10 protein-coding genes are annotated in these 11914 nt (G+C 58.3%); all 10 read left to right on the plus strand.

The features are described 5' to 3' along the window. Positions 1–19 precede the first annotated feature (19 nt). The 10 genes from PREDE_RS08500 (at position 20) to PREDE_RS08545 (ending at position 11905) form a co-directional block, all read left to right on the plus strand. Positions 20–655, plus strand: a complete 636-nt coding sequence (locus PREDE_RS08500; protein ID WP_015310381.1) for a nucleotide exchange factor GrpE — start codon at positions 20–22, stop codon at positions 653–655. Between the two features lie 50 nt (positions 656–705). Next, on the plus strand, positions 706–1875 hold the full coding sequence (gene dnaJ, locus PREDE_RS08505; protein WP_005846521.1) for a molecular chaperone DnaJ: 1170 nt from the start codon (positions 706–708) through the stop codon (positions 1873–1875). A 104-nt stretch (positions 1876–1979) separates the two neighbouring features. Continuing rightward, positions 1980–3281, plus strand: coding sequence for a bifunctional folylpolyglutamate synthase/dihydrofolate synthase (locus PREDE_RS08510; protein ID WP_005846523.1), 1302 nt, complete (start codon positions 1980–1982; stop codon positions 3279–3281). A 96-nt stretch (positions 3282–3377) separates the two neighbouring features. Next, positions 3378–4466, plus strand: coding sequence for an aldose epimerase family protein (locus tag PREDE_RS08515; RefSeq protein WP_005846525.1), 1089 nt, complete (start codon positions 3378–3380; stop codon positions 4464–4466). Between the two features lie 148 nt (positions 4467–4614). Further along, positions 4615–5826: an MFS transporter gene (locus tag PREDE_RS08520; protein ID WP_005846527.1), complete on the plus strand. Its 1212-nt coding sequence runs from the start codon at positions 4615–4617 to the stop codon at positions 5824–5826. A 26-nt stretch (positions 5827–5852) separates the two neighbouring features. Then, complete coding sequence (gene galK, locus PREDE_RS08525; protein ID WP_005846528.1) at positions 5853–7013, plus strand: galactokinase; 1161 nt, start codon at positions 5853–5855, stop codon at positions 7011–7013. 333 nt (positions 7014–7346) lie between these two features. Then, positions 7347–8540 (plus strand): aldose epimerase family protein, encoded by a 1194-nt coding sequence (locus PREDE_RS08530; protein WP_005846530.1) that lies wholly within the window; start codon positions 7347–7349, stop codon positions 8538–8540. Positions 8541–8629: 89 nt separating this feature from the next. Next, on the plus strand, positions 8630–10381 hold the full coding sequence (locus PREDE_RS08535) for a sodium:solute symporter (RefSeq protein WP_005846532.1): 1752 nt from the start codon (positions 8630–8632) through the stop codon (positions 10379–10381). 76 nt (positions 10382–10457) lie between these two features. Next, positions 10458–11135 carry an NUDIX hydrolase gene (locus tag PREDE_RS08540; protein ID WP_005846534.1) on the plus strand — a complete coding sequence of 226 codons (678 nt, stop codon included), beginning with the start codon at positions 10458–10460 and terminating at the stop codon, positions 11133–11135. 68 nt (positions 11136–11203) lie between these two features. Next, positions 11204–11905 (plus strand): L-ribulose-5-phosphate 4-epimerase, encoded by a 702-nt coding sequence (locus PREDE_RS08545; RefSeq protein ID WP_005846536.1) that lies wholly within the window; start codon positions 11204–11206, stop codon positions 11903–11905. Positions 11906–11914 lie beyond the last annotated feature (9 nt).

Here is an 11914-nt window from a genome sequence, read left to right on the forward strand (position 1 = left end):
AAATTCAATTCATCATATCATGGAAGAAACAAACAAAGCTGAAAGAAAGATAAAGGTGGAGGGCGACAACCTCGACCCCAAGGAACAGCAGGCCGAAGCATGCACCGCCCAGAACGACGACACACGCGACCAGAAGGCCGGCGACGAAGCCCAGGACGAGGCCCAGACCGATGGAGCGGAGACCGCAGCCGGGCAGTCGAAGGAATCCAAGACCCCGCTGGAGGAGGCACAAGAGCAGGTGGCCCGGCTGAAAGACCAGCTGCTGCGCACGGCCGCCGAGTTCGACAACTACAAAAAGCGCACGCTCAAGGAGAAGACCGAGCTGATACTCAACGGCGGGGCCAAGGCCATCACGGCCATCCTGCCCATACTCGACGACTTCGAGCGCGCCCTGGCCGACACCAGCGACGACCCCGCGGCCATCAAGGAAGGCACGCGCGTCATCTTCAACAAGTTCCTGAAGACGCTGGAAAGCCTGGGCGTGAAGAAGATGGAAGTGGACGGACGCGACTTCGACACCGACTATCACGAAGCCATTGCCATGGTGCCCGGCATGGGCGACGACAAGAAAGGCAAGGTAATTGACTGCGTGCAGACCGGCTACACCCTCAACGACAAGGTGATTCGCCACGCCAAGGTGGCCGTGGGGCAGTAGGCCCCGCCCCCATCGCAACGCTAAGCAACACACGCGCTAACTGAACATCCATGGCAGAGAAAAGAGATTACTACGAGGTATTGGGCGTCGCCAAGGACGCCTCGGAAGACGACATCAAGAAGGCCTACCGCAAGCTGGCCATCAAATACCACCCCGACCGCAACCCCGGCGACAAGACAGCCGAGGAGAAATTCAAGGAGGCCGCCGAGGCTTACGAGGTGCTGCACGACGCCCAGAAGCGTCAGCAGTACGACCAGTTCGGCTTCAACGGCCCGCAAGGCAGCGGATTCGGCGGGTTCGGCGGCGGTGCCGGCATGAACATGGACGACATTTTCTCCATGTTCGGCGACATCTTCGGCGGCCACGGCGGCGGGTTCGGCGGATTCGGGTTCGGCGGTGGCGGCGGCGATCAGCAGCGCGTCTACCGCGGCAGCGACCTGCGGCTCAAGGTGAAACTGTCGCTTCAGGACGTGGCCAGCGGCGTCACCAAGAAGTTCAAGGTGCGCAAGGACGTGGCGTGCAGCCACTGCCACGGCTCGGGCGCCGAGGGCGGCGCTGCGCCCGAGACCTGTCCCACCTGCCACGGAACGGGCATTGTGAGCCGCACGGTGCGCTCCATGTTCGGCATGATGACCACCCAGGCCGAGTGTCCCACCTGCCACGGCGAGGGCACCGTCATCAAGAACAAGTGCAAGGAGTGCAGCGGCACGGGCACCGTCAAGGGCGAAGAAGTGGTCGAAATCAACATTCCCGCCGGCGTGGAAGAGGGCATGGTGCTCAACGTGCACGGCAAAGGCAACGCCGGCGCCCACAACGGCATCAACGGCGACATACAAGTGCTGGTGGAGGAAGAGAAGAACGACACCTTCATCCGCGACAAGCAGGACGTGCTCTACAACCTGCTGCTCGACTTCCCCACGGCTGCCCTCGGCGGCGAAGTGGACGTGCCCACCATCGACGGCCGCAAAATCAAGCTCAAGGTAGACCCCGGCACTCAGCCCGGCAAGAGCGTGCGGCTGCGCGGCAAGGGCCTACCCGCCGTCAAGGGCTACGGCTCGGGCATGGGCGACCTCATTGTCAGCATGAGCGTCTATGTGCCCAAGACCCTCTCGCGCGACGAGCGCAAGGCCATCGAAAAACTGCGCGAGAGCGAGAATTTCCAGGGTGACAAGACCACCCGGCAGAGCATCTTCGACAAGCTCCGCAGCCATTTCAATTAACCATTAGCCCGTCATCGCACGATGATTCCGGTGAAATCGCAACGCGATTACCGCGTGTTCGCACTGCGATTTCACCGGAATTATCGTGCGGTTTCCATACCATCATGAACTATCCAGAGACTGTAGCCTATTTGTTCAGCAGCACCCTCGTATTCGAGCACGTGGGCGCCACGGCTTATAAAGAGGGCCTGGGCAACACCCTCGCGCTCGACTCGCACTTCGGCCACCCCCACCACGCCTACCCCACCATCCATGTTGCCGGCACCAACGGCAAGGGCTCGTGCTCGCACGCACTGGCCGCCATCCTGCAACAGGCCGGCTACCGCGTGGGGCTCTACACCTCGCCCCACCTCGTGGACTTCCGTGAGCGCATCCGCGTGAACGGCGAACCCATCAGCGAGGAGCGTGTCGTGACGTTCGTCGAACGGGAGCGCGGCTTCTTCGAGCCGCTGCATCCCTCGTTCTTCGAGCTCACCACGGCCCTGGCTTTCCTCTGGTTCAAGGAGCAAAAGGTGGACGTAGCCGTCATCGAGGTGGGGCTCGGCGGCCGGCTCGACTGCACCAACGTCATCACTCCCCTGCTCTCGGTCATCACCAACATCAGTCTGGACCACACCCAGTTTCTGGGCGACACGCTGGCCAAGATAGCCGGCGAGAAGGCCGGCATCATCAAGCACGGCGTGCCGGTAGTGGTAGGCGAGGCCGTGGCCGAGACGCGGCCCGTGTTCGAGCGGGCGGCTGCCGGCCGGCAGGCTCCCGTCGTCTTTGCCCAGAACAACCCCGAGGTGACGGCCTCAACAGCCGTCGCAACGGGCGGCCGCGACTACCAGACGCGCAGCTACGGCCCGCTGCACGGCGAGCTGGGCGGCGACTGCCAGACCCTCAACACCAACACGGTGCTGACGGCTGTCAGCGTGTTGCGGCGGCTCGAAGACAGGACAGGGCTGCACGTCTCGGCCGCCGACGTGCGCCGGGCGCTGCCCCGCATGGCCAGCCTCACCGGCCTGATGGGCCGCTGGCAACAGCTGCACGAGGCCCCGCGCGTGGTGTGCGACACCGGGCACAACGTGGGCGGCTGGCAGCTGCTGGCCCCGCAAATCGCGGCCCAGCCGTGCAGACAGCTGCGCATAGTGTTCGGCATGGTCGACGACAAGGACATAGACGCCGTGATGCGGCTGCTTCCCCGCAACGCCGTCTACTACTGGACACAGGCCGCCAACCACCGCGCCATACCCGCCCCGCGGGTGCAGGCCCTGGGCTCGGCCCACGGACTCCGCGGCCGCCAGTACCCCACGGTCGCCGCTGCCCTCCGGGCAGCCATGGCCGATGCCGCCCCCGACGATTTCGTCTTCATAGGCGGGTCGAGCTATGTCGTGGCTGACCTCCTGACGTTAAACTATTTTTAACACCGGCTCCACCGTTTTTTTCACGCTTTAGCTTGGATTTGTCTTTTATTTTTAGTTACTTTGCAGATACGTAAGACAACTAAAAACTTATTGTTTATGACGAACACAGCTGAAACGGAAAACAGCTGTGGCCTGAAGCGTGAAGACTTTCAGGCCACAGTAAACGGAAAGAAGACCGACCTCTTCATCCTGAAGAACAGTAAGGGAAACGAGGTGGCCATCACCAATTATGGCGGTGCGCTGGTAGCCATCATGGTGCCCGACAGAAACGGCAAGCGGGCCAACGTGATTCAAGGCCATGACAATATACAGGACGTCATCAACTCGCCGGAGCCTTATCTCTCCACGCTGATTGGACGTTACGGCAACCGCATTGCCAAGGGCCGCTTCACGCTGCATGGCAAAGAATACTTCGTACCGGTGAACAATGGGCCCAACGCCTTGCACGGCGGCAAGAAAGGATTCAACGCCCGCGTGTGGGATCCCGAGCTGATGAACGACCACACGCTCGTGCTCCACTACGTGGCCGCCTACGGTGAAGAGGGCTATTCGGGCGAGCTGAAGACTACCGTGGTCTACACTTGGACCGATGACGACGAGCTGCACATCGACTACATGGCCTCCACCAACAAGAAAACGGTCATCAATCTGACGAGCCACGGCTTCTTCTCGCTGAGCGGCATCGCCAACCCCACACCGACCATCGACAACCTGCTGTGCCAGATCAATGCCGACTATTACCTCCCCATCGACGACACTTCCATCCCCACGGGCGAAATTCGCTTCGTCAAAGGCACTCCGTTCGACTTTACCACGCCGAAGGAAGTGGGGCGCGACATTGACGCCGACGACGAGCAAATCAAGAACGGCGCTGGTTACGACCACTGCTATGTGCTGAACAAAAAGGAGGAAGGCGAGCTGAGCTTCGCCGCCAAAATCACTGAACCCGTGAGCGGCCGCACCATGGAGGTGTACACCACAGAGCCTGGCGTGCAGCTCTACACCGACAACTGGGCCGACGGCTACAAGGGCCAGCACGGAGCTACGTTCCCCCGTCGCTCGGGCATTTGCTTTGAGTGCCAGCACTTCCCCGACACACCCAACCACCCGTACTTCCCCTCGGTGGTGCTGAATCCGGGCGAGCAATACAAACAGAAAACCATCTATCGTTTCGGTGTGGAGTAGTATCGGGCAAAGCATAAGGGAGGGATGAGCAAGGCGTTGGCAGCCAACGGCTTGGCATCCGTCCCTTATTCCCTTTTTCTACTTGGAATGAATCAGTAAAAACCAATATCAAATGGAACAAAACCCAACCAGTCAACGACCGAACTATATGTTCGCACTCATCGTGGTGTTCATCGTCTGCTTCCTCATTGGATTCATCACAACGATGAACAACTCCATGATTTCCTTCTGCTCCAAAGCCTTCGACCTGACAGCCCAACAGGGGCAATACGTCAACACCGCCTTTTACGGGGCCTACCTGCTGAGCATTCCCTTTGCCATGCTCATGAGCAAAATCGGCTACAAAGGCACGCTCATTCTGGGCCTTGGAGTGGCCGGTGCAGGCTTCGTCATCAACTCCATTGGCATCGATTCGGCCATAGCCGCCGGCGCAAACGTCTATACGGTGTTCCTGGCCAGCATGTGCCTGGTGGCCTGTGGCGTGGTGATGTTGCAGAATGTGGCCAATCCTTACGTGATGGTGCTTGGCAGCCCGGAGAGGGGCGCTTTCCGCATGACGCTGAGCCAGGCCCTCAACTCCGTGGCCACCACGCTGGCTCCGCTGTTCATCACCTATGTCATCATCCGCGGACAGACCCCTGAGCCGAAAGCCGTTCCCGGCCCGTTCCTCGGCTTGGGCATCTTCACCATATTGATTTGCGGCATTCTGGTGTTCCTGAAACTGCCGAAAATCGACGAGGGCAAGCAGGCCGAGGAGGCCGGCGTGCACCGCGAGTACAAGAGCAGCGTGTTCAAATACCCGCACGTGTGGCTCGGCGCCCTGGGCATTTTCATGTACATGGGCGTGGAGATTGGCGTGCCGTCGATGCTGCCCTACAAGTTCCGCGACATGGTGGGCGAGGGCTCCGACTACACCGCCCTGGCCACCAGCTACCTGGCTTTCTACTGGGGAGGCATGATGGTGGGCCGTTTCCTCGGAGCCGCCATCCTGGCCAAGTTTGAGCCACGGAAGCTGCTTACGGCCTGTCTCTGCCTGGGCGCGCTGTGCATCGCCCTGAGCGTGGTGCTGCCGGGAATGGTGGGCATCTGGTGCATGATTGCCGCAGGCTTGTTCCATTCGGTGATGTGGCCGCTCATCTTCAACCTGGGTCTGCAAGAGCTTGGCCCCCACACCAAGTCGGCCACGGGCGTCATCAACACGGGTGTCATCGGTGCAGCCATCCTGATGCCCCTCATGGGCAAGCTGGTGGACAGCACGAGCGTCATCGTGGCTACCTGCTGCCTGTTCGTCTTCTACGCCTACATCATCTGGTTCTGCAACTGGGGATCGAAGACGGGACTCGCTCATCAACAAGACTAACCATTCACTTTTTAAACGATACAAATATGGATATAGAATTCGTAAGAAGCCGCTTCATCAAGCATTTCGACGGCAAGACGGGAAATATTTACGCATCTCCCGGCCGCATCAACCTCATTGGTGAGCACACCGACTATAACGGCGGGTTTGTGTTTCCGGGTGCCGTGCAGCAAGGCATCATGGCCGAGGTGCGCCCCAACGGGCAGAAGACCTGCAACGTTTACTCCATCGACTTGAAAGATATGGCCCACTTCACCCTTGACGACCCCCAGGGACCCAAGGCCACTTGGGCCCGCTTCATCTACGGCATCTGCCGTGAGATGATGGCGCTGGGCGTAGATGTGAAGCCGTTCAACGCCGCCTTTGCCGGCGACGTGCCCCTCGGCGCCGGCATGTCATCGAGTGCAGCCCTGGAGAGCTGCTTCGCCTATGCACTGAACGACCTCTTCGGCGACAACAAAGTGTCCAAGTGGGACATGGTGCTCGCCGGTCAGGCCACGGAGCACAAGTACATCGGCGTGAACTGTGGCATCATGGATCAGTTTGCCTCTGTGTTCGGACAGCAGGGCAAGCTCATGCGGCTCGACTGCCGAAGCCGCGAGTTCCAGTACTTCCCGTTCGAGCCGAAAGGCTATAAGCTGGTGCTGCTCAATTCCAAGGTGAAGCACGAACTCAAGGGCTCTCCCTACAACGACCGCCGCAATTCCTGCGAGAACGTGGTGAAGGCGCTGGCCGCACACTTCCCGGGAAAGACGTTCGAGACTCTGCGCGATGCCGACTGGGACGAGCTGGAGGCCGTAAAAGCTGAGGTGAGCCAGGAAGACTATACCCGCGCCCACTTTGTGCTCGGCGAGAAAGATCGCGTGCTGGCTGTCTGCGATGCACTGGAAAAAGGCGACTACGAGACGGTGGGAAAGAAGATGTATGAGACCCACTACGGCCTGAGCAAGGAGTACGAGGTGAGCTGCGAGGAGCTCGACTACCTGAACGACTTAGCCAAGGAGAACGGCGTGACGGGTAGCCGCATCATGGGCGGCGGCTTCGGTGGCTGCACCATCAACCTGGTGAAAGACGAAATCTACGACCGGTTTGTGGCCGATGCCAAGGCCAAGTTCAATGCCAAGTACGGTCATGAGCCCGCCGTAATCGAGGTGGTGATTGGCGATGGCTCACGCAAGATTTGCTAACTCCAAGCATCTCCCACGGCCTCGGCCGGCAAATCGGTTTTGCCCTTGCCGGCCGAGGCGAGGATTCCGACCCGCCATTGCATATTGCAGTGACGGGTTTTCCTGTATCCATTAGGGGCTCGGGCAGCTGCCTATCCTGCGTTCGAGAGAGTACTTCGCAAGGCCGCGGCACCCATCCGACCGCCCCATCGAAGCTGCTCTACCCTTGATTCACATCAAAAAGTGTGAAAAATACCCTTTTCGTGAAAAAAGAATGGGAAAGGCATACAACTTTCGAGGAAATGTTGTAACTTTACCACCAAATGACGAACTATCACTAACAATACCATCTATATGAAAAAAATGACACAAGCCATGTGCCTGGCCGGACTGGGAGTCCTGGTTTTGGCATCGTGCGCCGGTGGTGGCAATGCCGCCAAGGAAACCGTTTCGGGACTCGATCCCGCAGCCTTTGACACCACGCTGAACGGTAAGAAAGTGGAACTGATAACCCTCAAGAATGCACAGGGCATGGAAGTTTGCCTCACCAACTATGGCGGCCGCGTGGTCTCCATCTGCGTGCCCGACAAGGACGGAAAGCCCACCGACGTGGTGCTGGGCTATGACAACATCAGGCAGTATGCCGATACGGCAAACACCCCCTCGGACTACGGTTCAAGCGTGGGCCGCTATGCCAACCGCATCAAAGATGCTAAAATCAACGTGGCCGGCAAGGAATACAAGCTGCGCGCCAACGACAACGAGAACTGTCTGCACGGCGGGGGCAACACCGGCTGGCTGAATCAGGTGTACGACATTCAGGCCCTGACCGACAGTAGCGTGACTTTTGCCATCACGGCTCCCGATGGAGAGAACGGCTTCCCGGGCACCGTAAAAGCTACGGCTACCTATCTGGTGAAGAGCGACAACACACTCGACATGGTGTTTGAAGCCACGACCGACAAGGAGACGGTGGTGAACATGACCAACCATAGCTACTTCAACCTCAACGGAGACCCGTCGAAAGAGGGCATGGATCAAGTGATGTACATCAACGCCGACAAGTTCACCCCGGCCGATGCCAAGTATATTCCCACCGGCGAAATCAGGGACGTGACGGGCACTCCCATGGATTTCCGCAAGGCGCATGCCATTGGAGAGACCATCGTCGACACCACTTTCGACCAAATAAAGAACGCCACAGGCTACGACCATAACTGGTGCCTGAACACCTATAAGGACGGCAAGGGCGACGACACACAGGTGGCAGCCAGCCTCTACTCGCCCAAGACGGGCATCCTACTCGAGGTGTTTACCAACGAGCCGGGCATCCAGGTCTACACGGGCAACTTCCAGGGCACGGGCATTGCCTGCAAGCACGGCGTGAAATACCCCAAGCACGTGAGCGTGTGCTTCGAGAGTCAGAAGTATCCCGACAGCCCCACCAAGATAGCCAACAAGACCAAAGGCTGGGAGATTTCAAATCCTTATCTGAAGCCCGGACAGAAATACGTGTCTCACTTGGCTTACAAGTTCAGCGTGAAATAAAGTCCGACGTTGGAGCTGGAAGCAACCGACACAAGAAAGAAACCGAATCAAAATCCTAAATTACAAATAATTAATCACTTTCAACAACAATGAATTGGACATCGAATGAGTTTCTCTGGCTGGACTGGGCCGTGCTGGGCATCGGCCTGGTGGGAGTAATCTGGGCCGTGTGGCACGCCATCATGAAAGACAAGAAAGCCTCCGCGGGTGAAAATTCGTCGGACTATCTCTTTGGCAAGGGCGAGCCTTGGTATGTGATTGGCATGGCCATCTTTGCAGCAAATATCGGTTCGGAACACCTGGTCGGCCTGGCCGGCACGGGTGCCAAGGACGGTGTGGGCATGGCCCACTGGGAAATGCAGGGCTGGATGATTCTGATCCTGGGCTGGGTTTTCGTGCCTTTCTACGAACTGCTCATCACTAAACTGGGCAAGATCATCACCATGCCCGACTTCCTTAAATTCCGATACAACAATGCCACAGGCTACGGTCTGAGCATCATCACGCTGGTGGCCTACGTGCTCACCAAGGTGAGCGTGACGGCCTACACAGGCGGCATCTTCTTTGAGTACCTGCTGGGACTGAACTTCTGGGTGGGCGCCATCGGCCTGATAGCCGTTACCTGCGTGTTCACCGTCTTTGGAGGCATGAAAGGTGTCATGACACTCTCGTCCATTCAAACGCCTATTCTCATCATCGGCTCGTTCCTCGTACTCTTCCTTGGCCTGTCGGCCTTGGGTGGAGGAAGCATCGTTGAGGGCTGGGGAGCCATGATGGACAATGCCCGCGCCATGCACGACGGCTACGGCATCAACCATATGTTCCACACCGATCCGGGCGACCCGATGTACAAGGAATATCCTGGCTATGTGGTGTTCCTCGGTGCAAGCATCATCGGTTTCTGGTACTGGTGTACGGACCAGCACATCGTACAGCGTGTACTTGGCCAGACCAAGGGCGAGGATCCCGGCGTTGTCATCGCACGTGCCCGTCGTGGTACCATCGCCGCCGGCTTCTTCAAGATCCTCCCCTGCTTCATGTTCCTCATCCCGGGCATGGTTGCCGCTGCTCTGGCACAGAAGGGCAACGGGTTCGTCATGGGCGACACCGACGCCGCCTTTGCCCTCATGGTCAAGAACATCCTGCCCGTGGGCATCAAAGGCATCGTGACTATCGGTTTCGTCTGCGCCCTCGTAGCTTCGCTGGCTGCTTTCTTCAACAGCTGCGCCACACTCTTCACCGAGGACTTCTACAAGCCCATGAAGAAGAATATGAGCGAGGCACACTATGTGCTCATCGGCCGTATCGCCACGGTAGTGGTGGTGCTTCTGGGCTTGATTTGGATGCCGGTCATGATGAGTCTTGGCTCGCTCTACAGCTACCTGCAGGGCATTCAGTCGCTGCTGGCGCCGGCCATGGTGGCTGTGTTCACGCTGGGCATGTTCTCTAAAAAGATTACACCGGCCTCCGGTGCCTGGGGACTCTTCGGCGGATTCCTTGTGGGCATGCTCCGCCTGATGACCAACGTGGCCACCGATACTGGCAAGATGGCGGCCGACCAGATTAGCTTCTTGGGCCTGCCTACCGGCTTTTGGGAGAGCACGACCTGGTTCTGGCAGACCAACTGGCTCGTATTCGAGTGCTGGCTGCTCGTGTTCATTATAGTGCTCATGGTCGTGGTATCGTTCTTCACCAAGGCCCCCTCGCAAGAACAGGTGGATGCCATCACTTTCACGGGCAGTTACAAGAAGACCATCCGCGAGAGTTTCAGCATCTGGGACATCCTGGGCACGCTACTCGTGATTGGACTCTGCGCCGCATTCTACGCCTATTTCTGGTAAACACATCGGTTCGGGCCGGCAACACAACACGCCGGCCGGAACTCCTTTCAAGTCAAATCCACAATACATCAACACAATGACAAACTATTACAGCGAGCATTCCAAGGTGTGGGTCTCCGTAGACTGCATCATCTTCGGATTCGAGGCAGACAAACTCAAACTGCTCATTGGCAGACGCCAGATGGACCCCGGACGCGGCGAATGGTCGCTCTACGGTGGTTTCGTCGGGAACGACGAGAGCCTGTCCGAGGCTGCCAGCCGTGTGGTCTTTCAACTGACCGGACTCAAAAAGCTCTACTTGCGGCAGGTGGGTGCCTATGGCGCCATCGACCGTGACCCGGGCGAACGAGTAATTTCGGTGGCCTATTGTGCGCTCATCAATGTGAAAGACTACGACGACAAGCTGCGCGAGAAGTACAATTTGGAGTGGGTTTCGCTTCCAGACCTCCCACAACTCTATTCCGACCACAACCGTATGGTCAACGATGCCATCGGCCAACTGCGCCGCCGCATCAACACCGAGCCCATCAGTTTCAACCTGCTTCCCGACCTCTTCACGCTAACCCAGCTGCAGCATGTCTACGAAGCCGTGCTGGAAAACGAGATTGACAAGCGCAACTTCCGCAAGCGAATCAAGCAGATTGACTTCATCGAGAAGACCGAGCTCATCGACAAACTGACCTCCAAGCGCGGTGCCGCCCTCTACCGATTCAACCGCAGGGCCTACGACGAGGACCCGTCGTTCAAGCTGTAGCCCTCCCGGCTGACTCTCATCGAGAACCTTTAACAAATACACTATCCCTTTATACCATATTATATTTCATGCTCGAAGAATTAAAAGAAAAAGTATTCCGTGCCAACCTCGACCTGGTGAAACATGGACTCGTGCTCTTCACTTGGGGCAATGTCTCCGGCATAGACCGGGAGAAAGGCCTTGTTGTCATCAAGCCGTCGGGCGTCAGCTATGATGCCATGAAGGCCAGCGACATGGTGGTAGTTGACCTGCAGACTGGCAAAGTGGTGGAGGGCGACCTCAACCCATCCAGTGACACGCCCACCCATCTCGTCATCTACCGCAACTTCCCTGAGGTCGGAGGCGTGGTGCATACCCACTCCACCTATGCCACCGCCTGGGCTCAGGCCGGACTTGACATCCCCAACATCGGCACCACGCACGCCGACTACTTCCACGATTCCATCCCCTGCACGGATGCCATGACCGAAGACCAGATGGCCGAATACGAGTACAACACCGGCGTGGTCATCGTTGACCGCTTCCGCAAGGACGGCATCAACCCTGTGCACACACCGGGCGTGCTGGTGAAAAACCACGGCCCCTTCACTTGGGGAAAGAATGCCGACGAGGCCGTTTACCATGCCGTGGTGGCCGAGCAAGTGGCCAAGATGGCCTTTATATCGTTCTCTGTAAACCCCAAGACCACGATGAACCCGTTGCTTGTGGAGAAGCACTTCTCGCGCAAGCACGGTCCCAACGCCTATTACGGGCAAAAGAAGAAAGGCTGATGCCCGTGC

The sequence above is a fragment of the Prevotella dentalis DSM 3688 genome, from assembly GCF_000242335.1.
Classification (GTDB): Bacteria; Bacteroidota; Bacteroidia; order Bacteroidales; family Bacteroidaceae; genus Prevotella; species Prevotella seregens.